This is a genomic window from Halomonas sp. 3H (assembly GCF_024206005.1).
Classification (GTDB): domain Bacteria; phylum Pseudomonadota; class Gammaproteobacteria; order Pseudomonadales; family Halomonadaceae; genus Halomonas; species Halomonas campaniensis.
Map to the genome: position 1 here is coordinate 2,649,855 of NZ_CP100360.1, position 25,778 is coordinate 2,675,632.

A 25,778-nucleotide genomic window follows, 5' to 3' on the forward strand; every position below is an offset into this window, starting at 1 on the left:
CCCAGGCCCCGCCGCGGGGGGTGGCGTCAGAACATGCCGAGCTCGAGCTTGGCCTCGTCGCTCATCATCTCACGACTCCAGGGCGGGTCGAAGACGATCTCGGTATGCACCTTGGCGATCTGGGGGGCACCGAGGATCTTGTTGCGGGCGTCGGCGGCGATCACGTCGCCCATGCCGCATCCCGGCGCGGTGAGGGTCATGCGAATGGTAACGATGCGCTCGCCGGTGATCAGGCGCTCGATGCGACAGCCGTAGACCAGCCCCAGATCGACGATGTTGACCGGGATCTCCGGATCGAAGCAGGTGCGCAGCTGGTCCCAGACGAACTGCTCGATCTCGTCCTCGGAGGCATTCTCATCGAGGGTCGGCCGCGGCAGCGCCTCGAGGCCCAGGGCATCGAGGTTGGCGCCCTCGATCAGGTAGAGGCGCCCCTCGTAGCCCACGCTCACCGTGCTGCCCTTGGCCTGCATCACGCTGACGATGCTGTCCTCGGCGAGGGTCACGGTCTTGCCGAAGGGAATGGAGATGGCCTCCACGTCGCGCTGCAACGGCAGCGTCTGGCCCTTCTCCAGGCGGGCAATCTGCTCGATTTCGCTCATGGCTCTCTCTCGTTCCGTGATCCGGTGCCTGGTCTCAGCGCACCATGCCGATGACCCGCTCCAGGGCCTCGACGAAGACGTCGATCTCTTCCAGGGTGTTGTAGGCGGCAAACGAGGCCCGGCAGGTGGCATCCACGCCGAACTGGGCCAGCAGCGGCTGGGCGCAGTGGTGGCCGGTGCGGATCGCCACCCCGAGCTGATCGATCAGCAGGCCGATGTCCTGGGCATGGGCGCCGTCGACCACGAACGACAGCACGCCGGCCTTGTCCGGGGCGGTGCCCAGGATTCGCAGGCCGTCGATGCGCGACACTGCGGCCGTGGCATGGGCGAGCAGCCGCCCCTCCCAGGCACCGATGGCGCCGAGGCCGACGCCGGCCACCCACTTCAGCGCCTCGCCCAGGGCGATCACCTCGGCGATGGCCGGAGTGCCGGCCTCGAACTTGTGGGGGATCTCGGCGAAGGTGGTGCCCGCCTCGAAGGAGACGGTCCGGATCATCTCGCCGCCGCCCTGCCAGGGCGGCATCACCTCGAGCAGTGCCGCCTTGCCATAGAGCACGCCGACCCCGGTGGGGCCGTAGACCTTGTGCCCGGAAAAGGCGTAGAAGTCGGCGTCGATGTCGCGGACGTCCACCGCCTGGTGAGGCGTGGCCTGGGCGCCGTCGACCAGGATCAGGGCGCCCCGGGCGTGGGCGATGGCCGCCATCTCCCTGACCGGGTTGATCGTGCCGAAGGCGTTGGAGACATGGTTCACCGCCACCAGCTTCGTGCGCTCGCCGAGCAGCTCCCGGTAGGCCGCCATATCCAGCACGCCGCGCTCGTCCACCGGGATCACCCTGATGGTAAAGCCGAGTTTCGCGGCCAGCAGCTGCCAGGGCACGATGTTGGAGTGGTGCTCCAGCCGCGAGATCAGGACTTCATCGCCGGCCCGGAGATTGGCACGCCCCCAGCTGTTGGCCACCAGGTTGATCGCCTCGGTGGTGCCGCGGGTGAAGATGATCTCGCGGCTGTCGGCGGCATTCAGGAAGCCGCGCACGCTCTCCCGGGTCCCCTCGAAGGCCGCGGTGGCCTCGTCGGCCAGGGTGTGCAGCCCGCGGTGGATATTGGCATTGTAGCGACCGTAGTAGTCGTCGAACGTCGCGATCACCTGCCGCGGGGTCTGGCTGGTGGCGGCATTGTCGAGATAGACCAGCGGCCTGCCGTGCACCCGGCGCGCCAGGATCGGGAAATCGGCCCGCACCGCGGCCACGTCCAGGGACGGGGCCTCGAGTTCGCTGCTGGTGGCCAGGTCAGTCATCCGGTAGTCCTCGCTCGGTGATCGTCTGTTGCCCGCTCATTCATCGCCCAGGGCCACGGCCGCTTCCACCAGCCCGGCCAGGTTGAAGCGCTCGGGGAGCTTGCCGGCCACCGCCAGCTCGACCCGCTCGGCGATGGCGTCGAGGCCCACCTCTTCCAGCACCTCGCCGGCGAAGGCCAGGGTCAGCAGGCCGCGGGCCGTCTGCTCGTCGATGCCGCGGGTGCGCAGGGCGAAGACCGCCTCCGCGTCGAGCTGGCCGGTGGTGGTGCCGTGGGAGCACTTGACGTCGTCGGCATAGATCTCGAGTTCGGGCTTGGCATCGATCTCGGCGCGGTCGGAGAGCAGCAGGTTGGCGTTGCTCTGGTAGCCCTCGATCTTCTGGCTGTCGCGCTTGACCACCACCTTGCCGTTGAACACGCCATGGGCACGGTCGTCGAGGATGCCCTTGTAGTTCTCGTTGGAGTAGGTGTGGGGCGCGTTGTGGTTGGCCAGGGTGTGGCTGTCCACGTGCTGGCGGCCCTGGCCGTAGAAGAGGCCGTAGAAGTTGGCGGTGCCCCCCTGGCCGTTGAGCTCGCTGATCAGGTCGGTGCGCACCAGGCCGCCACCCAGGTTCAGGTTGAACGAGGTGTAGGTGCTGTCGCGGCCCTGCTCCACGTGGATGCTGGCCACGTGCAGGTCGGCCAGCGGCGCCTCCTGCAGCTTGTAGTGGGTCAGGATCGCCCCGCGGTCGAGCATGATCTCGGCCACCAGATTGGTGAAGTTGGCCGCGGCCTCCTCGCCGATGTGATGCTCGATCACGGTGGCCTGGCTGCGCCCGCCCGCCTCGATGAGGATGCGCGGATGGCTCATCACCGCCCGCTCGCCGGACCGGGAGAGGAACTGCAGCACGATCGGCTTCTCCACCACGGTACCCGGCGCCAGGCGCAGCACGGCGCCCTCCTCCATGAAGGCGGTATTGAGGGCCGAGAAGGGCGAGAACTCCACTCCGGTCAGCCGGCCCAGGGGGCCGCCCACCGCCTCGTGGTTCTCCTCCAGCGCCCGCGACAGCGGCAGCAGCGCCACCCCCGCCGGCAGGCCCTCGAGCTGTGACAGCGGCGCCGAGAAGACGCCGTCGACGAAGGTCAGGCGATGGGCCTCCAGGGGCAGGGTCAGCGCCGCGGCCGAGGCCTGGGAGAACTCGGCGTTGTCGGCCAGGGCGAAGTCGCCACGGGCGATGGCGCGCACGTCGGTGTACTTCCACGCCTCGTCGCGGCGGGTCGGGAAGCCCATCGCCTCGAAGCGCGCGGCCCCGGCCTGGCGCCGTGCGGCAATCCAGGTCGGCTCCGCCCCCCGGGAGGCGCTGCGCTCGCTCAGGCGATCGAGAAAGGTCTGCACATCGCTCATGCCGCGGATTCCTCCAGTACCCAGTCGTAGCCGCGTGCCTCGAGTTCCTTGGCCAGCTCGGCATCGCCGCTCTTGACGATGCGGCCATCCACCAGCACATGGACGTGGTCAGGCACGATGTAGTCGAGCAGGCGCTGGTAGTGGGTCACCAGCAGGATGGCCCGCTCCTGGGCGCGCAGGCTGTTGACGCCGTCGGCCACCACCTTCATGGCATCGATGTCCAGCCCCGAGTCGATCTCGTCGAGCATGGCGAGCTTGGGCTCGAGCACCAGCATCTGGAGGATCTCGTTGCGCTTCTTCTCGCCGCCGGAGAAGCCCTCGTTGACGGAACGCTGCAGGAAGCTGGCGTCCATCTTCATCTCGGCGATCTTCTCCTTGATCAGCTTCATGAACTCCGGCGCCGGGATATCCTCCTGGCCATGGGCGGCACGCTTGGCGTTGAGCGCCGCCTTGAGCAGGTAGATGTTCTTCACCCCGGGGATCTCGACCGGGTACTGGAAGCCCAGCAGCATGCCAGCCAGCGCCCGCTCCTCGACCTCCATCTCCAGCACGTCCTGGCCCTCGAAGGTGATCGAGCCCGAGGTGACCTCGTAGCCCTCCTTGCCGGCGATCACCGCCGAGAGAGTGGACTTGCCGGCCCCGTTGGGGCCCATGATGGCGTGGACTTCACCGGCGTTGATGGTCAGGGAAAGGCCCTTGAGGATTTCCTTGCCTTCGACCGTGACGTGCAGATCCTTGACTTCGAGCATCTTCGCTACCTTTGAATTCTGAAAATGGGGATTAACCGACCGCGCCTTCGAGGGTGACGCTCAGCAGCGCCTCGGCCTCGACGGCGAACTCCATCGGCAGCTCCTGGAAGACGTCCTTGCAGAAGCCGTTGACGATCATGCTCACCGCGTCCTCCTCGGAGATACCCCGGCTCTGGCAGTAGAAGAGCTGGTCCTCGCCGATCTTGGAGGTGGTGGCCTCGTGCTCGACGGTGGCGGTGCTGTTGCCGATCTCCTGGTAGGGGAAGGTGTGGGCGCCGCAGGTGTCGCCGATCAGCAGCGAGTCGCACTGGGTGAAGTTGCGCGCCCCCTTGGCCCGCGGGCCGATCTTGACCAGGCCGCGATAGGACTGGTTGCTGCGGCCGGCGGAGATCCCCTTGGAGATGATGCTGGAGCGGGAGCCCTCGCCGATGTGGATCATCTTGGTGCCGGTATCGGCCTGCTGGCGGCCGTTGGTCACCGCCACGGAGTAGAACTCGCCGATGCTGTCCTTGCCGCGCAGCACGCAGGAGGGGTACTTCCAGGTGATGGCGGAGCCGGTCTCGACCTGGGTCCAGCTGATGCGCGAACGGTCGCCACGGCAGTCGCCGCGCTTGGTGACGAAGTTGTAGATGCCACCCTTGCCGTCCTCGTCGCCGGGGTACCAGTTCTGCACCGTGGAGTACTTGATGTAGGCATCGTCCAGGGCCACCAGCTCGACCACCGCCGCGTGCAGCTGGTTCTCGTCGCGCATCGGCGCGGTGCAGCCCTCCAGGTAGGAGACCTGGGCGCCCTCCTCGCAGATGATCAGGGTGCGCTCGAACTGGCCGGTGTTGGCGGCGTTGATACGGAAGTAGGTAGAGAGCTCCATGGGGCAGGTCACGCCCTTGGGCACGAAGACGAAGGAGCCGTCGGTGAACACCGCGGAGTTGAGCGCCGCGAAGTAGTTGTCGGCCACCGGCACTACGGTCCCCAGGTACTGCTTGATCAGTTCCGGGTAGTCGCGGATCGCCTCGGAGATGGAGCAGAAGATCACCCCCGCCTCGTGCAGCTTCTCCTTGAAGGTGGTGGTCACCGATACCGAGTCGAACACCGCGTCCACCGCCACGCCGGCCAGGGCCGCGCGCTCGTGCAGGGGGATGCCCAGCTTCTCGTAGGTCTCGAGGAGCTTGGGGTCCACCTCGTCGAGACTCTGGGGCTTGTCCTCGTCACGCTTGGGCGCACTGTAGTAGGAGATCGCCTGGTAATCGATGGGCGGGTAATCCAGATGCGCCCAGGAGGGCGGTGTCATCTTCAGCCACTGGTGGTAAGCCTTGAGGCGCCACTCGAGCATCCACTCCGGCTCGCCCTTCTTGTTCGAGATGAAGGCGATGGTGCCCTCGTCGAGACCGGGCGGTACCGTGTCGCTCTCGATGTCGGTCACGAAACCTTCCTTGTAGTCGCGACGGACAAGCTGTTCCATTTCCTGACTTGCCATGGTGTCTCCCCTCCCGGGCGGTTGGGCTGGCGAGGGTCACTCGCCCTCATGATTCGTAAGTGGTCTCAGGCCGTGTCGGCGGCCAGGCTGACGCTCTGGATAGGCAGCTGCACCGGCAGCTTGATCGGTGCGGTGTCGGCCAGGTGGGCCAGCGTCACGCTGTCGAGCAAGGTTCGGACGGCCAGCGACACGCGCTGCCAGTTGTCCGACACGCCGCAGGTGGCGGCGAGGTCGCAGTCGCCCTCGGCGTGGCTGCACTCGGTCATCGCCACCGGCCCCTCGATGGCGGTGATGATGTCGATGGCGGTGATGCGCGAGGCGGGACGTGCCAGCGAGTAGCCCCCCTGGGCCCCGCGGCGCGACTCGAGGAGCCCCGCCTTGACCAGCATCTTCAGGGTCTTGGAGACCGTGGGGTGCGGCAGCTGAACGGCGTCGGCTAGCTCGGCCGCCGCATGGGACTGCTCCGGATGTCGGGCGATCTGCGCCATCACCACGGCGGCGTAGTCGGTCAGCCGCGAAAGCTTGAGCATGCCTGCCCTCCTCGGTGTCGCGCACGCCGGGAAGGCGGCGCGCCTCAATTGGGGACCATTTTAGTCCTGTATAAGTTCGATGTGAAGCCCGCCTCCCCGTTTCCTGGCTACAACCGGCAGGATGGCGGCAGGATCGCCGCCGATGGCATCAATAACGACAATCATTCTCATATGAAGCATCTATCCCCGCGCCCGGCCTACCGCCTCGGGGCCTTCTCCGAGGGGCAGGTCACTCACCGTCATGCCTTCTTCACGAACTGCGACTTCAGCTTCATAGGGCCGATGCCGTCGACCTTGCAGTCGATGTCGTGGTCACCCTCGACCAGGCGGATGTTCTTGACCCGGGTGCCCACCTTCACCACCAGTGAGGAGCCCTTCACCTTGAGGTCCTTGGCCACAGTGACGGTGTCGCCGTCGGCCAGGGGGTTGCCGTTGGCATCTCGCACCTCGGGCGTCTCGTCGGCAGCTTCCGAGCCGCCGTCGCGGGACCACTCGTGGCCACACTCCGGACAGACATACTGCAGGCCGTCGTCATAGGTGTAGGTGGAACCGCAGGACGGGCAGTGGGGAAGATCACTCATGGGGGCAGCTCCTGTGCGCCGGGTATCGAAGGCGGCAAGCCTACACCGCCCACCCCCGGGGCTCCAGCGGCGCGGCACCCCGGCGCATGACGCGCCGCGCCGGGCCTGGCAGGATAGGCCTCACCCGTCACGGAGACGCACCATGCCCGACCACCCGATCACGGTATTCGGCGGCACCGGCTTTCTCGGCCGGTCCATCGTCCGCGAGCTGGTGGATGCCGGCCGGCCGGTGCGACTGGTCGCCCGCCGCCCCGCCCTGCCCGACTGGGCCGAGGAGGATGATCGCATCGAGCTCGTTGCCGCCGATCTCCGCAACGAGGCGTCGGTGGCCCGGGCCGTGCAGGGGGCCGACGCCGTGGTCAATGCGGTGAGCCTCTACAAGGAGCGACGCGGACTCGACTTCGAGGCGATCCACGTGGCGGGGGCCGCGCGTCTGGCACGCCTGGCGCGCGAGGCCGGCATCGAGCGGCTGGTGCAGATCTCGGGGATCGGCTGTCGCCTGGATTCCCCCTCGCCCTATGTGCGGGCGCGCGCTCGCGGCGAGCATGCCGTGGTCGATGCCCTCTCCCGGGCGATCCTGCTGCGGCCTAGCGTGCTGTACGGCCCGCAGGACGCCTTTCTCTCCAGCCTGGCCGGCCTGACGCGCCTGCCGGCGATCCCCCTGTTCGGCCGCGGCGAGACCCGCCTGCAGCCGGTGCATGTGGTGGACGTAGCCCGCGCGGTGGTCTCGCTGGTCGGGGCGCATCCGCCCGGGCGCTGCCTGTTCGAGCTCGGCGGCCCCGAGGCGCTCGGCTACCGCGAGATCGTCGAGCGGGTGATGGCCCACCTGAAGCGCGACCGCCCCCTGGTGCCGGTGCCCTTCTGGGGCTGGCACCTGCTGGCCGCACTGCTCTCTCCGCTTCCCGGCGCCCCGCTGACCCGTGATCAGGTGTGGCTGATGCAGCGCGACAACCTCGTCGGCGACGGCGTCGGCACCTTCCGGGACCTGAGCATCGTCCCCCGCTCGCTGAGCGAGAGCCTGCCGTCCTGCCTGGCCGCCGGCTGAGCGGCCTGGCAGGATAGGCCCACCCGCCCACTGACCGCAGGAGCCCCCATGGCCCAGCCGCGCATCGCGCTCGACGTCTTCAGCGACTACGTGTGTCCCTTCTGCTACCTGGAAATGCCGGAGCTCGACGCCCTGGCCGAGCGCTTCGCCGGTCGGATGACGATTCGCTGGCGCGCCTTCGAGCTGCGCCCCGACCCCGAACCGACCCTGGACCCGGACGGCGACTACCTGCATGACGTCTGGGGCCGGGCCGTCTATCCCATGGCCGCCGAACGCGGCATGACCCTGCGGCTGCCGCGGATCCAGCCGCGTTCACGGCTGGCCCACGAGGCCGCCGCCTGGGCCGAGGACCAGGCGGCCCACCAACCGGGCGCCGGCGAGGCCATGCGCGGGGCGCTGTTCCGCGGCTTCTTCGAGGAGAGCCTGGACCTGGCCGACCCACTGGTGCTGACGCGAGTGGCCGATGGACTGTCCCTGGACGGCAGCGCGCTGCGTCGGGCGCTGGAGAACGGTGACCATCGCCAGGCGGTGATGGAGGATCAGCGCACCGCCCGCGACCTCGGCATCCAGGGCGTGCCAGCGCTGCGCTTTTGCCTGGATGGCGAGCACGCCGGCATGCTGGAGGGCGCCCAGCCACGCCGCCAGCTGTTCCTGGCCGTGGAGCGGCTGCTCGACGCCCTAGGCTAGCTTACCGGCTATGCTGGAGGTGGCGGCTCCACGCGGGTGGGGCCCGGCCGACCAGGGAGCCTGAGCCGTGAGCAACCAGAACAGTGTGATCGCCTTCTACGACGAGCGCATGCTGGCCCATGAACCGGACATCGAGGTGCCGTTCCTCCCGGGGCGGATGGACACGCGCATCCGCTCGCTGCTGTCGGGGCTGGGCGTGCCCTGGAAGTACCCGGAACACCCCGCCAGGCTGACCGCCATCCGCCATTTCCTCGAGCTCGAACCGGTGCCCGGGGTGACCTTCGAGCCGGGCGTGGCCGCTACACGAGAGGAGCTGGCCCGGGTCCATACCCTCTCCTACCTCGACAGCATCTACCAGCTGCGCGGCAAGAGCGCCTGGCTGGACGTGGATACCACGGCGGTGTCTCCCGGCAGCGTCGAGGCCGCCGAGGTGGCTGCTGGCACGGCCATCGCCGCGGTGGAGGCGGTCGTCAAGGGGCGGGCGGAGAGCAGCTTCGCGCTGGTCAGGCCGCCCGGCCATCACGCCGAGCCGGTGCGCGCTCGAGGCTTCTGCCTGTTCAACAACGTGGCAGTGGCCGCTGCCCATGCGCGCCTGGCGCTGGGCTGCGAGCGGGTGATGATCGTCGACTGGGATGCCCATCATGGCAACGGCACCCAGGACATCTTCTGGGCCGACCCTGATGTGCTGCTGGTGGACATTCATCGCGCCTCGCCCTTCTACCCCGGGACAGGCAGCCTCGAGGAGGTCGGGGTGGGTCTGGGAGAAGGCACCAACGTCAACGTCCCCATGCCAGCCGATGCCGGTGACGCCGCCTATCTCAAGGCGTTTCGCGAGATCCTGGTGCCGGCGGCGGAGTGGTTCCGGCCAGACCTGATCCTGGTCTCAGCGGGGTTCGACCCCCACAGCCATGACCTGGCGCTGAATGTCTCCTATGACGGCTTTGCCGCCATGACCGGCATCCTGCAGTCACTCGCCCGTCAGCAGTGCAGCGGCCGGCTGGTCTTCGTGCTGGAGGGCGGCTACAACCTCGTCTCCCTGTCACGCGGCGTGAGATCGGTGCTGCGCGTGCTGGCCGGCGAGGCACCACCGGAACCCGGCCTGCGCGGCATTGCGGAGGTGGAGGCCGCCGCCGCCTTTCATCGCAGTGCCTTCGTCAGCGAACCGCAAGCGTCGGCTGCGCCGCCCGACGCCGGCCGGGACAGTCATGGGAAGGACAGGCCGTGATGCCGCACCGGGGCATGACATCCCCGATCCGTCAGAGGGTCACACCGCCCACTGCCCGCCTGAGGTAGTCGTCATCGTGTCCTGCTCCTACTCCTCTTGGGAGAGGGGTGCCCGGGGCAGACGCTCCGGCAGGTGCGCCCGAATCTCGTCGCTGCTCAAGGCGGTGAGGTCCTTGTGAAGCTCGAGCACGACGCGCTTCGTGACATCATCGGGCAGCGCCTCGCGCAACAGCCCCAAAAACCGCGGCGTGGCGCTGATGATCAGGTGTCGGTAAGCGCCATCATGCAGGCCGACGGCCAGGCGATCCCCCACCTCTTGCGCGAAACGTATCGCCTCCTGCTCCTTGGGCGAATGGTGCTTGCCCATCGCATGACGCCCCTCACCCATGGAGTCGAAGGCGCGTCCCGGTCTATCGGCATTCAGGTCCTGGTCATGCAGGCGGCCCTCCGGATTGGCCAGATCCTCCACCTCCTCCAGCGCCCCTCTCCGGTCGGACGCCGAGAAGAGACGTGCTCGTGCCTGATCGGCGACGACTACCCAGGTGGTTTCCATGTCGTTCTCTCACACAAGGAATGACTGGCATGCCGTCATACCCGGATGCCAGTCATTACGGATAGTTACTTGACCTCGACCCTGCGACGGTTGGCCTTCTTGTGCTTCGGCAGGGTCAGCTCGAGGACCCCGTTCTTGAAAGTGGCCGCCGCCTTGTCGGCATCAATCTCACCGGGCAGTGCCACCGTCCGGGTGAAGGAGCCGCGGGAGATCTCGGAATGGTAGTACTCGCCCACCTCCTCCTTGCTCTCCTCGCGGTGGTCGCCCTTGATGGTCACCGCGCCATCGGTCACCGAGACATCGAGCTCCTCGCGCTCGAAGCCCGGCACCTCGGCGCGCACCACCACCTCGGCGTCGCGGTCGATGACATCGACCTTCGGCATGCCCTTCTCGAAGGCGGCAAAGCGCTGCCAGAGGGGATGCTCCCAGCGCGACGGCATACCGCCACGATCGAAGAAGGTTTCGAGCAGTCGATCAAACTCCCGGAATGGGCTAATCGCCCGGGACTCGGCCTGGGGGGCAGACTTGCCGGCCGAGACCGGAACCTCCTCGGTGTCCTTGGAAGCTTTCTTGGCCATGATGAGGGCTCCTCGAATGGCGTTAGCGAATGGCGAGGCCCATGGAAAAACCGGGATGCCAGGATCGACAATTCCCGACCGTCCTGCCACTGGCGGGCCAGCCTCATCATCAAGGTAGTCCAGCCGGCTCCCGCGCACTCGACAGGGGCCAGCATGATTTTCTTCATGCCGTCGCCCTGCCCGCCGATATCCTCGTGTCTCGGCTCGGGCGAGGCGGCGATGAGGTCCACGCTTCTGTCGCCAGCGCGGCGCTACCGTGCAACCTGGCCTGGGGAGGGGCGACACCTACATCTCCACGCCGAACAGCGCCTGTGCCAGATGGCCGGTCAGGAAGGCCAGCCCCGCCGCGGCGCCGCCGATCAGCAGGGTCCTCAGCCCCGACTTCAGCACCGGCTGGTGGTAGACCAGGCTCTTGCCCATGCCGATGAGGAAGAACATCAGTCCGGCCACCGCCAGGCTCGCCAGGAACTGCCGGGTGGTATCCAGCCCGGGCATAGCGTAGGGCAGCAGCGGCATGGCGCCGACCACCAGGAAGGCGACGAAGGTGACCAGCGCCGAGCGCAGCGGACTCAGCCCCTCGCTCTGCAGACCATGCTCCTCGGAGATCATGGTCTCCACCCAGACCTCACGGTCGCTGCAGATGGTGTCCACCACCCGCTCAAGGGTCTCGCCCGTGAACCCCTTGCGCTGGAAGATCTGTCGGACCTCCTCGCGCTCTCCCTCCGGGACCACGTCGATATGGTGGTTTTCGCTGCGTCGCACCCCGTCGACATGCTCGCGCTGGGCCTGGATCGCCTCGTAGTTGCTGATCGCCATGCTGAAGCCATCGGCCAGCAGGTTGGCGACCCCCAGCACCAGGGCGACGGTGGCCGAGAAGCCCGCCCCGAAGGCCCCGGAGACCACCGCAAAGGTGGTCACGCAGCCGTCAATACCGCCGAGGATGGCATCGGGCAGGTGCCTGCTTCGTGACGGAGCACGCAGGCGCCGCTCGATCACCTCCGGACGATGCTCCCGCTCCAGCGCTTCGTGCCGACTGTCGTTCATGGCCCCCTCGACGTCTCCTTCATCCTGCTTCCAGCTTGGCACAGCCGTCCGCAGACGGATAAGACAAGACACCGGCGTTTCCTGTCCGAAGGATGCACCATACTGAAAGCGCAACATGACGGGATCTGGTGGCGATGTCATCGCGTCCCCCGAGCACACGGGGCCAATGCTGACGCGCAGCGTGGACGCCACCCCGCCGGCGGGCGATACCCCAAAGAGAGGAGCATGCGATGGACGTGGTACTGAAGGAGGTCACCCGCGAGAACTTCGAGGCTGTCATTGCGCTTGAGGTCGCCACATCGCAGCGCGACTATGTCGCCGACAACATGTACTCCCTTGCCGAATCGAGCTTCCATCCGACCTATCGACCTCGCGCCATCTGTTGCGATGGCGAAGTGGTCGGCTTCCTCATGTATGAATCCTTCGAGCACGACGACCGGCCACCCGCCTACAATATCTTCCGCCTCATGGTCGACCGACATCACCAGGGACGAGGCATCGGGCACAGGGCCATGCAGTGCGTGCTGGAGGAGATCCAAGCTCAGGGCCCCTTCGAGCGAATCGCGATCTGCTATGTGCCAACCAACCAGGTCGCCAGGGAGTTCTACGCCAGCCTCGGTTTCCAGGAGACCGGGCTGAGCGAGGAGACCGGCGAGGTCGTCGCCGAGATCCGGGGATGACGGGGCTCGCCTCCGGCAGGCCGGGGAAGCGCCACGCTGGACGGACGGGTGACCACTCGCCCCGGGGCGTCATCGCCTGGATGATGGCCAGCGCCAGCCGTGGCGCTGCCACCAGGCCCGGGCCCTGGCGAGGTTCTCGGCATTGTGCCGCGGGTCCAGCACGGTACCGAGCTCGAGGGTGTCACCGCCGGTGGCGGCCACCAGCGACGGATCCTGTGAAGCGAGCATCAGCGCGTAGAGCACCAACATCAGCTCATACTCGTCCGGGGACTCGAGACGCGAGGCCAGCAGGGGAATGGCCGGTTCGCCGATCCGTCCCAGCCGCTCGGCCGCGATGTACCAGGGCCGCGGATGCTCCTCCCCGCCATAGGACTCGACGAAACGGCGGTCCGGCAGCCGGCTGATGTAGTAGTGCACCTCGTCCTCCACGCCGTCGAACAGCGGCGGCAGCCAGGCCGCCTCCTCCGCCCCGGTGCCAGGCATGCCCTCCTCGGGGGGCGCTGCGACCTCTGGTTCCGGCTCGGGTGGTGACGGCGGAGCGCCGGCGCAGCCTGCCACAAGCAGTACCGCCAGACCGAGGGGCAGCATCACTGACATCCTTGACCACATGCCTGGCTCTCCTTCTCGCTCATGGCCCAGCGATTGAGGGTATGTCGCCCAGCATAGCCTGGCCGATGGCAGCAGTGGCACCCGAAGACGCCTCGGACAGACCGCAACCGCCCGGAATGGTAAGCTCTGTGCGATGATCTCACCCTGAAACGAGAGAGAACGCAATGAGCGATACCCCCTGGACAGAGCCCATGCCCGAGCCGCAGTTTGAGCTGATGCGACGCATCCTCGCGGCCCCCAGCCCCGTGGGCCTGGAGGCGGCCATGACCTACGGCGTGCTCAAGCCCCACTTCGAGAGCTTCGCCCCCGCCAGCTGGCAGCTGCACCAGTTCAAGGGCCACGCCGGGGTGGTGCTGGACACCCACCCCGGCCGCGACGATCTGTTCAAGGTGATGGTGATCGGCCACGCCGACAAGATCCGCATGCAGGTGCGCTCCATCGGCGAGGACGGCAAGATCTGGATCAACACCGACGCCTTCCTCCCCAACGTGCTGGTCGGCCATGAGGTCACCCTGTTCAGCGAGGATCCGGCCGCACCCGGCCGCTACCGGCGCATCGAGGGCGGCACCGTGGAGGCCCTGGGTGCCATCCACTTCTCCGACCCGGCCCAGCGCAACGGCGAGAAGGGCATCAAGAAGGAGCAGATCTACCTGGACCTGCAGATCCACGGCGAGAACAAGAAGCAGCAGGTGGAGAAGCTGGGCGTGCGCCCTGGCGACGCCATCCTCTTCGACCGGCCCATCCGCCACGGCTTCAGCCCGGACACCTTCTACGGCGCCTACCTGGACAACGGCCTGGGCTGCTTCGTCACCGCCGAGGTGGCGCGACTGATCGCCGAGGCGGGCGGCACCGAGCAGGTGCGGGTGCTGTTCGCCATCGCCAGCTACGAGGAGATCGGCCGCTTCGGCAGCCGGGTGCTGGCCGGGGAGCTCAGGCCCGACGCCATCATCGCCGTGGACGTGAACCACGACTATGCGGCCGCCCCGGGCATCGGCGACCGCCGCATGCAGCCGCTGGAGATGGGCAAGGGCTTCACCCTGTCGGTGGGGGCCATCGCCAGCGAGCAGTTCAATCGCCTGATCGAGACCACCGCCCGGGAGCACGACATCCCCATGCAGCGGGACATCGTCGGCGCCGATACCGGCACCGACGGCATGGCCGGCGTGCTGGCCGCCGTGGACTGCGTGGCCACCTCCATCGGCTTCCCGATCCGCAACATGCACACCATCTCCGAGACCGGCAACACCCGGGACGTGACGGCGGCGATCCATGCCATCACCCACAGCCTCCAGGCGCTGGACGGCCTGCCCGACCCGCACCGGGAATTCCTGGACAACCACCCGCGCCTCGACGAGGCCGGGACGCTGGGCCATCAGGGGGCAGACAAGCCAACGTCTGACGCCGAGTAGGCGTCACCGGCGACACGACAGGGCCCCGGACAGCCGCGCCCGGGGCCCTGTCGTTTTCGGCATTCCTCATGCCGGGCCGGAATGATGTCGTGGACGCATGGGCCTTGTAACAACGGAATCGGGAATCGCTAACGGCCCGGCAGGCCACTGGCTATGATGGCGCCGTACACCCACCAGCCCATGTGAGCGCCATGAAAGCCTTCCTCGTCGATGTCTTCGCCATCCACTCCCGCGGCCAGGAGATGCACCTTGGCGGCGGCATCTTCCATGCTCCCAGTGCCACCGAGGCCGAGAGCCTCGCCACCCAGGAGTTCTGGCGCACCAGCTTGAGCGACGGCGGCTATGACATCGGCTTCCAGACGGACCAGCCGGAGACCGGCTGGCAGGTGAAGAGCCTGGAGCACCTCGAGACCCTGAAGTCCCTGATGCCCCGCCCCGCCTTCGCCTGACGCCAGGCCACGAAGGCATCCAGGCGCCGCCCACCGGGGCGGCGCCGTCGTTTGCGCTATCCGGAAGCCGACACCCCCGCTGCCGCCAGCGCCTCGGCGAGCACCGGCGCCATGGCGATGGCGTTGCTGTGGTGGGCGATGCAGTCGGTGCTCCAGATCTCGCCGACACCGGCCTCCCGGATCACCGCCTGGGCATCGCCGGCAAACAGGGCATGGGTCAACGCCACGTCCACGGAGGCCGCCCGGGCCGCCAGCAGTGCCTCGGCGGCGCGGGCCACGGTATGGCCTGAGCTCGCCACGTCATCCATCAGCACCACCCGCCGCCCGGCCACCTCGATCTCGGGCAGGGTGATCGTCACGTCGCGGTCACCGCGGCGGGTCTTGCGACAGACGTCATGGTCGAGGCCGGTGACCTCGGCGGCCTGGGCGACCCACTGCCGTGCCTCCTCGTCGGGCCCCAGCAGCAGCGCACCGGGGCGTTTCTCGGCGATCAGCTCGGCCAGGCGCGGGGCACCGGAGAGCGCCACGGCGTGCGCCAGGGGGATCGCCTGCTCGAGCCGCTCGATGCGATGCAGGTGGGGGTCCACGGTGATCACGGCGTCGAACAGCTCGGCGAGGAAGCCACCGACGATGCCCTGGCTGACCACCTCGCCGGCGTGGAAGGCGATGTCCTGGCGCATATAGGCGAGATACGGCGCCACCAGCACCAGCCGGGAGACGCCCTGCCCGCGGGCGTGGCGCGCCAGCAGCAGCAGCTCGACCAGCTTGTCGTTGGGGCGGTCGAGGCTGCGATAGATCACCAGGGTCTCGGGGAAGGCCGCTGCCTCGGCGAAGGGCAGGGTGAGCTTGAGCTCCTCGTCGGGAAAGCGGTGGCGGTCGACGGCATGGGCGGCCATGCCCGCCGCCTCGGCGAGCCGCCGCGCCGGTGCCGCCTCGTCGGGGAAATGGAGCAGTGCAGGGGTCATCAGAACTCCACGTTCAGGCGGGTGATCTGCGCGGCCTGACCGATGCTGAAGCCGCTGTCCCGCTCGCTGGACTGGTGGGCGAAGGCCAGTTCGTTGCGAAAGGCCGCATGGACCCGATAGAGCGGCTGGCCCGCCTCGACGCGGTCGCCGATGCGTGCCAGCAGGTCGACACCGGCCCCGGCGGCCTTGGGGGCGCCGGCCAGGCGGGCGATGCGCGCCAGCTTGAGGTTGTCGATGCCGATGACCATCCCCGCCTCATGGGCCACCACCTCGAAATGGTGGGCCGCCAGCGGAGGCGCATCGGGGTCGAAGGACTTCGCCCCCTGCGCGGCGATGATTGCCTGCATCTTCTCCAGGGCCCGGCCGGAATCGAGGATGTCCCGGGCGATGCCGAAGCCGTCGCCGCCGCGCACGTCAGGGTCGAACTCCAGCATGCGGCCCGCCAGGCGCAGCGCCTTCTGGCGCAGGTCCATGGGCGCCTCGGGATGGTTGGAGAGCACCTGCATCACGTCGCGGGCTTCCAGCACCGGGCCGATCCCCCGTCCCACCGGCTGGCTGCCGTCGGTGATCACTACGTCCAGGGTCAGCCCCATGCGCCCGGCCACGAACTCGAACAGCTTGCGCAGCTGGCGGGCCTCGGGCATGGAGCGCACCTTGGCGTGAGGCCCCACGGGGATGTCGAGCAGCAGGTGGGTGGAGCCGGCGGCCACCTTCTTGGAGAGGATCGAGGCCACCATCTGCCCCGGGGAGTCGATGGAGAGCGGGCGCTCCACCGAGATCAGCACGTCGTCGGCCGGCGAGAGCTGGCTGGTGCCGCCCCAGGCCAGGCAGCCGCGGTGGGTACGCACGATGTCGCCCAGGGCGTCGAACGGCAGGTCGACGTCGGCCAGCACCTCCATGGTGTCGGCGGTACCCGAGGGCGAGGTGATGGCCCGCGACGAGGTCTTGGGACAGAGCAGGCCGTGGGCGGCGACGATGGGCACCACCAGCATGGAGGTACGGTTGCCGGGAATGCCACCGATGCAGTGCTTGTCCACCACCGGCTGCTCATGCCAGTCGAGGCGCCGCCCGACGCGGACCATGGCATCGCTGAGGTAGAAGACCTCCTCGCGGTCGAGCTCGCCGCGGTCGCAGGCCACCACGAAGGCGGTCAGCTCGATCTTGGAGTAGCGCAGCTCGGCGATGTCGCGAATGATGCCACGGAAGTCGTCGCGTGACAGTCGCTCGCCGGCCAGCTTGCGGTGCAGGGCCGGGATCGAGGCCGGCGGCTCCGCCTGGGAGACGCTGACCGGGTGGCCCTCTTCCGTCCCCAGGGAGGCGTAGGCATCCTCGGAGAGGCCGAGCTGCTGACAGTCGACGATGCTGGTGTCGTCCACCACGTTGAGGCTGGCCAGGATGCGCCGGCCGTTGGCGCGGATCTCCACCTTGGAGAGCGCCTGGAAGCCCTCGGCGCGGTAGAGGTCACATTCGCGGTGCAGGTAGGCGACGTTCTCGCGGTAGGTGTCGATGCCCACGCGCTTCAGGGAGAGCGGCGACAGGGTGTCGTCCAGCGGCACCGCCTCGGGATGGGACTTCTTCATGGCATGTTTCCATGGGGCATGGCCCGGCAACGCGGCGTATCCGGCCAGGCGGGATTCGGTTAGCGCCATCGTATCAGCCCCCCGGGGGGCCGTCATGGCGGCTCGACCTCACCGGCGGGATGCCCCCGACGATGCCGACACGCCCCGACCGGTGTAGGCTTCAATGACATCCGACGACCGAGGAGAGGGAGAGCATGCGTTTCGCGATCATGGGCAGCGGCGGCGTAGGCGGCTACTTCGGGGCACGGCTGGCCCAGGCCGGCCACGCGGTGACCTTCATCGCCCGCGGTGAGCACCTGGCGGCGATGCGCCGCGATGGCCTGACGGTCTCGAGCATCGCGGGCGATGTCCACCTGCCCGAGGTGAGCGCCACCGACGACCCCGCCGAGGTGGGCGCCGTGGATTGCGTGCTGGTGGCGGTGAAGGCGTGGCAGGTGCCCGAGGCCGCCAGGGCGATCCGCCCGATGATCGGGCCGGATACCTTCGTGGTACCGCTGGAGAACGGCGTCGAGGCCGCCGACGAGCTGGCCGCCGTGCTCGGCCAGGCCCATGTGCTCCAGGGGCTTTGCGGCATCCTAGCCTGGCGGGAGGGCCCCGGGCATATCCGCCACGCGGGCGTGGAACCTTTCGTGCGCTTCGGCGAGCGCGACAACCGCCGCAGCAAGCGCGCCGAGCGCCTCAAGGAAGCCTTCGACGCGGCCCGGGGCGTCGCCGCCGAGATCCCCGACGACATCCAGGTCGCGGTGTGGAGCAAGTTCCTGTTCATCTGCGCCATGAGCGGGATCGGCAGCATCACCCGGGCCCCCATCGGCGTCACCCGTACGCTGCCCGAGACCCGCGAGATGATCGAACGACTGCTGGCCGAGATCGAGGCAGTGGCCCGGGCCCTTGGCGTGGCCCTGCCCCGGGATGCCGCGACACGCGCCCTGCGCTTCATCGACGCCCTGCCCGAGGCGAGCACCGCCTCCATGCAGCGCGACATCATGGCGGGCCTGCCCTCCGAGCTGGAGTCCCAGAACGGGGCCGTGGTGCGACTGGGCCGGCAGGCCGGGGTCGACACGCCGGTGAATGCCCTGGTCCATGCCGCCCTGCTGCCCCAGGAGCGCCAGGCCCGAGGCGAGGCGCCCGCGACCTGAGGTCGCCGGGTGCCGACACATCCGCATAACGGCTTCGGGTCACCGAAGCCGTTATGCATCAGTGATATCAATTCCACTCATTGAGCATCGTCATTCATTGACAACCACAATAAATCGCGGGGTTTGTTAAGCTTTCTTCCGCCGAGTGAGGCATTCCGCCGCAGCTCGCCCGCCTGCTGTCATTCCGGCCGTCCCCGCTATGTCCTTGCGGCGGCACGGTGCCCCGGGATGCGTCCGGTCCTGCCGGCGCGCCGCCGCGATCACGAGGAGAGTCGACTTGGAACTGCTTCATTACGCCCTGGACAATCTTGACCTGCTGCTCATGCGCACCGTCGAGCACATTTCCCTGGTCGGCGTGGCGGTGGGGATCGCCACCCTGACCGGCGTGCCCATCGGCATCGCCATCACCAAGAACGAGCGGGCGGCGCGCTGGGTCCTCTACGTGGCCTCGATCATCGTCACCATCCCGTCGATCGCCCTGTTCGGCATCATGATTCCGGTGCTGTCGATCTTCGGCCACGGCATCGGCTATGTGCCCGCGGTAATCGCGGTGCTGCTCTACTCGCAGCTGCCAATCATCCGCAACACCTACACCGCCATCAACAACGTCAACCCGGCTCTGCGCGAGGCCGCCCGGGGGATCGGCATGAGTCCCAACCAACGGCTGCGGCAAGTCGAGATCCCGCTGGCGGTGCCGGTGATCATGGCCGGCGTGCGCACCGCCGTGGTGCTCAATATCGGGGTGATGGCGATCGCCGCCTATATCGGTGCCGGCGGCCTCGGTACCTTCATCAGCCGTGGGATCTCGCAATCGGATCCGCGCCAGCTGATCGTCGGCGCCGTGGCGGTGAGCCTGCTGGCCATCATCGTCGACTACACCCTGCTCTTCGTGCAGAAGCGCCTGACACCCAAGGGCATGGAGCGTGCCGCCGAGACGGCCTGAACGCCCCTGCAACGTCTCCCCCGGCCCCTGACAAGGAAACGACATGATTCAGCTCGATAACCTGACCAAGGTCTTCGACACCCCCAAGGGTGCGGTTGTCGCCGCCGACCATATCAGCATGGAGGTGCCTCCCGGCGAGATCTGCATCCTGCTCGGCCCCTCCGGGTGCGGCAAGACCACCACGCTGAAGATGATCAACCGCATCGTGAAGCCCACCTCCGGCAAGGTGTTCATCAACGGCGAGGACACCACCGGGATGGATACCCAGTCCCTGCGCCGCAATATCGGCTATGTGATCCAGCAGATCGGCCTGTTCCCCAACATGACCATCGAGGAAAACATCACCATCGTTCCCCGACTGCTGGGCTGGGACCGGGCCCGATACCGCGAGCGGGCCCGGGAGCTGATGGCGATGATCGCCCTGGAGCCCGACGCCTTCCTCAAGCGCTACCCCAACGAGCTCTCGGGCGGGCAGCAGCAGCGTATCGGGGTCGCCCGGGCACTGGCCGCCGACCCGCCGGTGATGCTGATGGACGAGCCTTTCGGCGCCATCGACCCGATCAACCGGGCGGTGATCCAGGACGAGTTCCTCAAGATGCAGCAGGAACTCAAGAAGACCATCATGTTCGTCAGCCACGACATCGACGAGGCGATCAAGATGGGGGACCGCATCGCCGTGTTCCGCGAGGGCAAGCTGGTGCAGTACTCCGCCCCGGATGACCTGCTGGCGGCTCCGAAGAACGCCTTCGTGGAGTCCTTCCTCGGCGAGGACCGGGCGCTCAAGCGCCTCAACCTGGTCAAGGTGCGCGAGATCGTCACCGACGAGATCGGCACCGTCTCGCCCGGCGACACCCTGGCGCAGGCCCTGGCCCAGATCGACGATTTCGGCTACCAGAACTCGATCCTGATGGTCAACGATCGCCGCCAGCCGGCCGGCATCATCAGCCGCTCGGTGGCCCGTACCACCAAGGGCTACTGCCGCGACCACTTCCAGGCCGTGCCGGCGGTGATCGGGCTGGATGACGACCTGCGCAAGGCGGCCTCACTTATGTTCGCCCACGACACCACCTGGTTGCCCTGCGTGGACGACGACGGCAAGGTGTGCGGCCAGATCACCCAGCGCGCCATGACCAGCCACCTGGGCGCCCGTTTCCGGGCGCGCCAGGGCGACGCCCGAAACCCCGACGCCGCCCTCGAGGAGTGAGCCGATGCCCATTCAGACCATGAAAGGGGCCCTGCGCGCACTGCTGCTGGTGGCGATCTTCTTCGCCGGGGTGTGGAGTCATTCAAGCGGGCTCATCGATGACTTCCTCTGGTACCTGCCAGACGTGCAGTACCTGATGGGCGAGCACCTATGGCTGACCGCCATGTCCGGCGGCCTGGCCATCGCCGTGGCCATCCCGCTGGGTATCCTGCTGTCGCGCCCCAGCATGGAGCGCTGGGCCGAATCGCTGATGCAGGTGCTCAACGTGGGCACCACCATCCCGACGCTGGCCGTGCTGGCCCTCTCCATGAGCTTCCTGGGCATCGGCACGGTGCCGGCCGTGTTCGGTCTCTTCGTGGCCACCCTGCTGCCGATCACCCGCAACACCTATGCCGGTCTCAAGGGGGTCAACCCCGCCCTGATGGAGGCCGCGGCCGGCATCGGCATGTCGCCTACCCAGCGGCTGTTCCAGGTGGAACTGCCTAATGCCCTCTATGTGATCTTCGCAGGCATCCGCACCGCCCTGACCATCAACGTGGGCACCGTGCCGCTGGCGTTCCTGATCGGCGCCGGCGGCCTCGGCGAGCTGATCTTCACCGGTATCGATCTGTATGACCCGGTGATGATGCTGGCCGGCGCCATCCCAACCGCGCTGCTGGCAATCGTCGTCGATGCCGTGATCGCCTTCATCGCCTTCGTGGTGGTGCCCCGCGGCGTCAACCCGGCCCGTGCCTGAGGCCGCTCGACCCTTCAGGCAATGTCCGACACCCAAGCGACAAGAGGTACGACCCCATGAAGCACCTGATGACGACTCTGACCGGCCTGGCCCTGGCCGGCGCCATGACCACCGCCCAGGCCGCCGACATCTCGGTGGGCGGCAAGAACTTCACCGAGCAGCAGATCCTCTCCAGCATGACCAGCCAGTACCTGGAGGGGCAGGGGTACGACGTGGATACCCGCGCCGGGATGGGCTCGGCGGTCCTTCGCCAGGCCCAGGAGAACGGCCAGATCGATCTCTACTGGGAGTACACTGGCACCTCCCTGATCAACTACAACGATGTCTCCGAGCGCCTGGGCCCCGAGGAGACCTACGCGCGGGTCAAGGAGCTGGATGCCGAGAAGGGCCTGGTGTGGCTCGCCCCCTCGGCGGCCAACAACACCTATGCCCTGGCGATGCGTGCCGATGACGCCGAGGCGCGCGGCATCCTATCGCTCTCGGACCTGGCCCAGGCCATCAACGACGGCGAGTCGCTGGAGATCGGCCTCAACGCCGAGTTCTATGCCCGCGACGATGGCTGGCGCCCGCTGATGGAGGCCTACGAGTTTCAGGTCGGCCGCCGCGACGTCAGCCGCATGGATACCGGCCTGGTCTACCAGGCGCTGCGCGATGGCGATGTCGACGTGGGCCTGGTGTTCGCCACCGACGGCCGCATTCCCGCCTTCGACTTCCACGTGCTGGAGGATGATCGCGAGTTCTTCCCCGCCTACGCCCTGACCCCGGTGGTGCGCCAGGAGACACTCGACGAGTTCCCCGAACTCGAGGAGCAGATGAACGCCCTCTCCGCCCTGCTGGACGACGAGACCATGGCCACACTGAATGCCCGGGTCGATGTGGATCGCGAGACCATCGAGCGAGTCGCCCAGAGCTTCCTCGAGGAGCACGAGCTGCTTTGAGGCAGACGTCCGTACTGGCATAATCTAGGCAGCCACAGACTGCACCGGGAGGGCCGCCACTTGGCGGCCCTCCGCCGTCACGGGAGGCGCCATGCACTATCAGGACCGACTGCGCGTGGGTGCCGCGCAGATCAACGCCGAACTCGGCGCGGTGGACCACAACCTGGCGCAGCACCTCGCCACCATACGCGAGGCCTGCGAACGCGGCATCGAACTGCTGGTCTTTCCCGAGCTCTCGCTGACCGGCTATGGCCTGGGCAGCCGGGTGATGCAGGTGGCGATGCCGCTGGAGGACCCGCGCCTGCGCGAACTGGCCCTGGCCTGCGGCGAGATGCAGACGGTGGTGGGCTTCGTCGAGGAGGCGAGCCCCGGCGAGTACTACAACGCCCTGGCCATCCTCCAGGACGGCGAGATCGCCGCCGTGCACCGCAAGCTCAACCTGCCCACCTACGGCGGGCTCGAGGAGGGCAAGTGGTTCACCCACGGCAGCGAGCTCACCCTCACCCCGGTACTCCCCGGCTGGTCGGCCACCCAGCTGATCTGCGCCGACCTGTGGAACCCGGCGCTGGTCCACGCCGCCCTGCTGCCCCGCCCCACGGTGCTCTGCGCGCCGATCAACTCCGCCAGCGGCATCGTCAGCGACGACTTCTCCAACGAGCAGAACTGGGCACTCAACGTGCGTTTCTACGCCATGACCTACGGCACCCCGGTGATCATGGCCAACCGCTTCGGCCCCGAAGGGCCGAGCCACTTCTGGGGCGGCTCGCGCATCCTCGGTCCCCGTGGCGAGCCGCTGGCCGAGGCCGAGTATCGCGAGATGCTGATCACCGCCGAGCTGTCACGCACCGCCATCGCCAGGGCCCGTTTCGAGTTGCCCACCCACCGCGATGCCGACACCCCGCTGATCCGCGAGCTGATGTCCGGCTACCGCTGAGTGAAAGGAGACGAGCGAGATGTGGCAACAAACGGAGATACGGCTGCCCGCCGTGGAGAGGGGCTTTCATCTGATCTCCGAGCGAGTGGAAGCCGCACTTCCCGGGCTGGCTCGCTGCCGGGTGGGCCTTTTGCACCTGCAGCTGCTCCACACCTCGGCCTCGCTGACCCTGAACGAGAACGCCGACCCCGACGTGCGCCACGACATGGACGCCTTCCTGCGCCGGCTGGTACCGGGCGACCTGCCCTACTTCCGCCATACCCTGGAGGGCTCCGACGACATGCCGGCCCACGTGATCGCCAGCCTGCTGGGCACCCAGCTGACCCTGGCGGTGCGCGAGGGGCGCCTGGCGCTTGGCACCTGGCAGGGCATCTGGTTCGGCGAACACCGCGACCACGGCAGCTCGCGCCGGCTGGTGGCGACGCTCAGCGGCGAGGAATGAGAAAGCCGGGCCTCAGGGCAGGCGCCCTTCCCGGGCCAGGCGCCGCCTGACCCAGCCGTCATAGAGCCGGCGCAGCAGAGGCTTGAGCCCCGGCAGGCCAATCAGCCAGGCCAGGGGCCTGAGTCGAGGCACACGACACATCAGCAGGATATAGGCATCGATGCCCTCCCGGATGGGCCCGCCCTCCTCCTCCACGTGCAGCGAGAGCAGCGCGGCCTGCGGGTCGACGCCCTTATCGCGCAACGCCTGCTGATGCTCGGTCACGTCGCACCACGCTACCCGCTTGCCGGCCTCTCCCGCCCAGCGCTCGTAGCGGGCGCGATCCCGGCGGCAGCCGGGGCAGATGCCATCGTAGTAGACCTTCAGCGTTGGGGTATCGGGCATGGCAGCGCCTCATGGCCGTCAGATATGACACAGGGTACAGGGCAGACCCTTCGCGGGCCGGGACGTTCACCCACGACGTCGACCCTCCACGGGGGAGGGACGACGCAGGCGCCGGGTGACGGGGCGGCGGATCTAGCCGGAGGGAAAGCTAAGTTGGACCTTTTCCCGTGCGCTCCGGGCAGGCCATCGCTGGGAGACCGACTTGCGGCGGGTGTAGAAGCGCACCGCGTCGGGGCCGTAGGCGTGGAGGTCGCCGAACAGGGATTCCTTCCAGCCGCCGAAGCTGTGGAAGGCCACCGGCACGGGCAGCGGCACGTTGATGCCCACCATGCCCACCTCGATGGCATCGCTGAAGCGCCGGGCCGCCTCGCCGTCGCGGGTGAACACGCAGGTCCCGTTGCCGTACTGGTGGGCGTTGATCAGCGCGATGGCCTCCTCGAAGCTCTCGACGCGTACCACGCAGAGCACCGGACCGAAGATCTCGTCGCGGTAGATGCCCATCTCCGGGGTCACCCGGTCGAACAGGGTGGCACCCAGGAAGTAGCCCGGCGATTCTTTGACCAGCGGGTGCCGGCGACCGTCCACCACCAGCTCGGCGCCGGCCGCCTCGCCCTGTTCGATGTAGCCCGCCACCTTGTCGCGGTGGGCGGCGTTGACCAGGGCCCCCATGTCGAGGCCCGTCTCGGTGCCGGGTCCGATCTTCAGGGTGCGCGCCTGTTTGCCGACCTTCGCCACCAGGGCGTCGGCGGTCGCGTCACCCACGCAGACCACCACCGAGATCGCCATGCAGCGCTCGCCGGCGCTGCCGAAGGCGGCACCGATCAGGGTGCTGGCAGCGTTGTCCAGGTCGGCATCCGGCAACACCACGGCGTGGTTCTTGGCGCCGCCCAGGGCCTGAACGCGCTTGCCGTTATCGGCGCCGCGACGGTAGATCGCCTTGGCCACCGGGGTGGAACCGACGAAGGAGAGCGCCTTGACATCGGGGGCGTCGATCAGCGCCTCCACGGCAACGCGGTCACCTTGGACTACCTGGAAGAGCCCGGAGGGCAGGCCCGCCTCCTCCAGCAGCTCGGCCATCTTCATGGCCGCAGAGGGCACCTGCTCCGAGGGCTTGAGGATGAAGGCGTTGCCGCAGGCAATGGCCATGGGATACATCCACAGCGGCACCATGGCCGGAAAGTTGAACGGCGTGATCCCGGCGACGATACCCAGCGGCTGATGGTTGGAGTAGGTCTCGATGCCGGGGCCGGCGTTGTGGGAGTACTCGCCCTTGAGCAGCTCCGGCACGCCGCAGGCGTACTCGACGTTCTCGATGCCGCGCTTGAGCTCGCCCATGGCGTCCTCGAGTACCTTGCCGTGCTCGCGGCTGATCAGCGCGCAGAGCCCGTCGGCATCGCGCTCCAGCAGCATCTTGAAGCGGAACATCACCTGGGCGCGCTTCGCCGGCGGGGTGTCGCGCCAGGCGGGCTGGGCCGCCCTGGCGGCCTCGATGGCGCGCTCCACGGTAGCGGTGTCGGCCAGGGGCACGCGGCCGATCACCTGGGCGCTGGCCGGGTCGGTCATGTCCAGATGGCGATCGCCCGGCACGGGTTCGCCGCCGATCCAGTGGGTCAGGGTCTGCATCTCGC

At 68.1% G+C, this 25,778-nt stretch carries 28 protein-coding genes; 13 read left to right on the forward strand and 15 right to left on the reverse strand.

Annotated features, from left to right (window positions below; all coding sequences use genetic code 11):
- Positions 1 to 26: 26 nt before the first annotated feature.
- The 7 genes from sufT to NFC98_RS12365 form a co-directional block, all read right to left on the reverse strand.
- A complete protein-coding gene (sufT, locus tag NFC98_RS12335; RefSeq protein ID WP_254275243.1) occupies positions 27 to 599 on the reverse strand; it encodes a putative Fe-S cluster assembly protein SufT in 573 nt (190 codons plus the stop codon).
- 34 nt (positions 600 to 633) lie between these two features.
- Complete coding sequence (locus tag NFC98_RS12340; RefSeq protein ID WP_302055059.1) at positions 634 to 1,893, reverse strand: cysteine desulfurase; 1,260 nt, start codon at positions 1,891 to 1,893, stop codon at positions 634 to 636.
- A 36-nt stretch (positions 1,894 to 1,929) separates the two neighbouring features.
- Positions 1,930 to 3,276 (reverse strand): Fe-S cluster assembly protein SufD, encoded by a 1,347-nt coding sequence (sufD, locus tag NFC98_RS12345; protein ID WP_254275244.1) that lies wholly within the window; start codon positions 3,274 to 3,276, stop codon positions 1,930 to 1,932.
- Positions 3,273 to 4,025, reverse strand: coding sequence for a Fe-S cluster assembly ATPase SufC (sufC, locus tag NFC98_RS12350; RefSeq protein WP_254275245.1), 753 nt, complete (start codon positions 4,023 to 4,025; stop codon positions 3,273 to 3,275). Before sufC ends, sufD begins: the two co-directional genes overlap by 4 nt.
- 31 nt (positions 4,026 to 4,056) lie before the next feature.
- Entirely contained in the window at positions 4,057 to 5,499 is a 1,443-nt protein-coding gene (gene sufB, locus NFC98_RS12355) for a Fe-S cluster assembly protein SufB (protein ID WP_183332758.1), read from the reverse strand.
- A 65-nt stretch (positions 5,500 to 5,564) separates the two neighbouring features.
- Complete coding sequence (locus NFC98_RS12360; protein ID WP_183332756.1) at positions 5,565 to 6,029, reverse strand: SUF system Fe-S cluster assembly regulator; 465 nt, start codon at positions 6,027 to 6,029, stop codon at positions 5,565 to 5,567.
- Between the two features lie 239 nt (positions 6,030 to 6,268).
- The gene (locus NFC98_RS12365) at positions 6,269 to 6,610 is read right to left on the reverse strand and encodes a zinc ribbon domain-containing protein YjdM (RefSeq protein ID WP_254275246.1); all 342 of its coding nucleotides are present in this window, start codon (positions 6,608 to 6,610) and stop codon (positions 6,269 to 6,271) included.
- 142 nt (positions 6,611 to 6,752) lie between these two features.
- On the opposite strand from NFC98_RS12365, the gene NFC98_RS12370 reads away from it, so the two are divergent.
- The 3 genes from NFC98_RS12370 to NFC98_RS12380 all read left to right on the forward strand — a co-directional run bounded on the left by NFC98_RS12370 (position 6,753) and on the right by NFC98_RS12380 (position 9,567).
- Positions 6,753 to 7,655, forward strand: coding sequence for a complex I NDUFA9 subunit family protein (locus NFC98_RS12370; protein ID WP_254275247.1), 903 nt, complete (start codon positions 6,753 to 6,755; stop codon positions 7,653 to 7,655).
- 48 nt (positions 7,656 to 7,703) lie between these two features.
- Positions 7,704 to 8,342: a DsbA family protein gene (locus NFC98_RS12375; protein ID WP_254275248.1), complete on the forward strand. Its 639-nt coding sequence runs from the start codon at positions 7,704 to 7,706 to the stop codon at positions 8,340 to 8,342.
- Between the two features lie 67 nt (positions 8,343 to 8,409).
- Positions 8,410 to 9,567: a histone deacetylase gene (locus NFC98_RS12380; protein ID WP_254275249.1), complete on the forward strand. Its 1,158-nt coding sequence runs from the start codon at positions 8,410 to 8,412 to the stop codon at positions 9,565 to 9,567.
- An 87-nt stretch (positions 9,568 to 9,654) separates the two neighbouring features.
- On the opposite strand, the gene NFC98_RS12385 is transcribed toward NFC98_RS12380, so the two are convergent.
- The 3 genes from NFC98_RS12385 to NFC98_RS12395 form a co-directional block, all read right to left on the reverse strand.
- Positions 9,655 to 10,119, reverse strand: a complete 465-nt coding sequence (locus NFC98_RS12385) for a host attachment protein (RefSeq protein WP_254275250.1) — start codon at positions 10,117 to 10,119, stop codon at positions 9,655 to 9,657.
- Positions 10,120 to 10,184: 65 nt separating this feature from the next.
- A complete protein-coding gene (locus NFC98_RS12390; protein WP_254275251.1) occupies positions 10,185 to 10,697 on the reverse strand; it encodes an Hsp20/alpha crystallin family protein in 513 nt (170 codons plus the stop codon).
- A gap of 285 nt (positions 10,698 to 10,982) precedes the next feature.
- Complete coding sequence (locus tag NFC98_RS12395) at positions 10,983 to 11,741, reverse strand: VIT1/CCC1 transporter family protein (protein ID WP_254275252.1); 759 nt, start codon at positions 11,739 to 11,741, stop codon at positions 10,983 to 10,985.
- A 230-nt stretch (positions 11,742 to 11,971) separates the two neighbouring features.
- On the opposite strand from NFC98_RS12395, the gene NFC98_RS12400 reads away from it, so the two are divergent.
- Positions 11,972 to 12,421 (forward strand): GNAT family N-acetyltransferase, encoded by a 450-nt coding sequence (locus tag NFC98_RS12400; RefSeq protein WP_254275253.1) that lies wholly within the window; start codon positions 11,972 to 11,974, stop codon positions 12,419 to 12,421.
- 69 nt (positions 12,422 to 12,490) lie between these two features.
- Here NFC98_RS12400 and NFC98_RS12405 read toward each other — a convergent pair whose 3' ends face one another.
- The gene (locus NFC98_RS12405; RefSeq protein WP_254275254.1) at positions 12,491 to 13,009 is read right to left on the reverse strand and encodes a hypothetical protein; all 519 of its coding nucleotides are present in this window, start codon (positions 13,007 to 13,009) and stop codon (positions 12,491 to 12,493) included.
- Between the two features lie 185 nt (positions 13,010 to 13,194).
- On the opposite strand from NFC98_RS12405, the gene NFC98_RS12410 reads away from it, so the two are divergent.
- Together NFC98_RS12410 and NFC98_RS12415 are read left to right on the forward strand one after the other, a co-directional pair.
- Positions 13,195 to 14,439 carry a M20/M25/M40 family metallo-hydrolase gene (locus tag NFC98_RS12410; RefSeq protein ID WP_254275255.1) on the forward strand — a complete coding sequence of 415 codons (1,245 nt, stop codon included), beginning with the start codon at positions 13,195 to 13,197 and terminating at the stop codon, positions 14,437 to 14,439.
- A 191-nt stretch (positions 14,440 to 14,630) separates the two neighbouring features.
- Complete coding sequence (locus NFC98_RS12415) at positions 14,631 to 14,888, forward strand: hypothetical protein (protein ID WP_254275256.1); 258 nt, start codon at positions 14,631 to 14,633, stop codon at positions 14,886 to 14,888.
- A gap of 56 nt (positions 14,889 to 14,944) precedes the next feature.
- On the opposite strand, the gene NFC98_RS12420 is transcribed toward NFC98_RS12415, so the two are convergent.
- Both NFC98_RS12420 and NFC98_RS12425 read right to left on the reverse strand, forming a co-directional pair.
- Positions 14,945 to 15,853, reverse strand: coding sequence for a ribose-phosphate diphosphokinase (locus tag NFC98_RS12420; RefSeq protein ID WP_254275257.1), 909 nt, complete (start codon positions 15,851 to 15,853; stop codon positions 14,945 to 14,947).
- On the reverse strand, positions 15,853 to 17,433 hold the full coding sequence (locus tag NFC98_RS12425; protein ID WP_254275258.1) for a thymidine phosphorylase family protein: 1,581 nt from the start codon (positions 17,431 to 17,433) through the stop codon (positions 15,853 to 15,855). Before NFC98_RS12425 ends, NFC98_RS12420 begins: the two co-directional genes overlap by 1 nt.
- Before the next feature lie 194 nt (positions 17,434 to 17,627).
- Here NFC98_RS12425 and NFC98_RS12430 point away from each other — a divergent pair, with 194 nt between their 5' ends.
- From NFC98_RS12430 to NFC98_RS12460, 7 genes are all read left to right on the forward strand, one after another.
- Positions 17,628 to 18,569: a 2-dehydropantoate 2-reductase gene (locus NFC98_RS12430; RefSeq protein WP_254275259.1), complete on the forward strand. Its 942-nt coding sequence runs from the start codon at positions 17,628 to 17,630 to the stop codon at positions 18,567 to 18,569.
- Between the two features lie 277 nt (positions 18,570 to 18,846).
- Positions 18,847 to 19,512: an ABC transporter permease gene (locus NFC98_RS12435; RefSeq protein ID WP_254275260.1), complete on the forward strand. Its 666-nt coding sequence runs from the start codon at positions 18,847 to 18,849 to the stop codon at positions 19,510 to 19,512.
- Between the two features lie 43 nt (positions 19,513 to 19,555).
- Complete coding sequence (locus NFC98_RS12440) at positions 19,556 to 20,716, forward strand: ABC transporter ATP-binding protein (RefSeq protein ID WP_254275261.1); 1,161 nt, start codon at positions 19,556 to 19,558, stop codon at positions 20,714 to 20,716.
- A 4-nt stretch (positions 20,717 to 20,720) separates the two neighbouring features.
- Positions 20,721 to 21,452 (forward strand): ABC transporter permease, encoded by a 732-nt coding sequence (locus tag NFC98_RS12445; protein ID WP_254275262.1) that lies wholly within the window; start codon positions 20,721 to 20,723, stop codon positions 21,450 to 21,452.
- Between the two features lie 56 nt (positions 21,453 to 21,508).
- Complete coding sequence (locus NFC98_RS12450; RefSeq protein ID WP_254275263.1) at positions 21,509 to 22,390, forward strand: glycine betaine ABC transporter substrate-binding protein; 882 nt, start codon at positions 21,509 to 21,511, stop codon at positions 22,388 to 22,390.
- A gap of 91 nt (positions 22,391 to 22,481) precedes the next feature.
- Positions 22,482 to 23,324, forward strand: coding sequence for a nitrilase-related carbon-nitrogen hydrolase (locus NFC98_RS12455; protein ID WP_254275264.1), 843 nt, complete (start codon positions 22,482 to 22,484; stop codon positions 23,322 to 23,324).
- Between the two features lie 19 nt (positions 23,325 to 23,343).
- Entirely contained in the window at positions 23,344 to 23,766 is a 423-nt protein-coding gene (locus tag NFC98_RS12460) for a secondary thiamine-phosphate synthase enzyme YjbQ (RefSeq protein WP_254275265.1), read from the forward strand.
- A 12-nt stretch (positions 23,767 to 23,778) separates the two neighbouring features.
- On the opposite strand, the gene NFC98_RS12465 is transcribed toward NFC98_RS12460, so the two are convergent.
- Entirely contained in the window at positions 23,779 to 24,150 is a 372-nt protein-coding gene (locus tag NFC98_RS12465; RefSeq protein ID WP_254275266.1) for a thiol-disulfide oxidoreductase DCC family protein, read from the reverse strand.
- A gap of 132 nt (positions 24,151 to 24,282) precedes the next feature.
- Positions 24,283 to 25,773: a CoA-acylating methylmalonate-semialdehyde dehydrogenase gene (locus NFC98_RS12470; RefSeq protein ID WP_254275267.1), complete on the reverse strand. Its 1,491-nt coding sequence runs from the start codon at positions 25,771 to 25,773 to the stop codon at positions 24,283 to 24,285.
- Between the last annotated feature and the right edge of the window lie 5 nt (positions 25,774 to 25,778).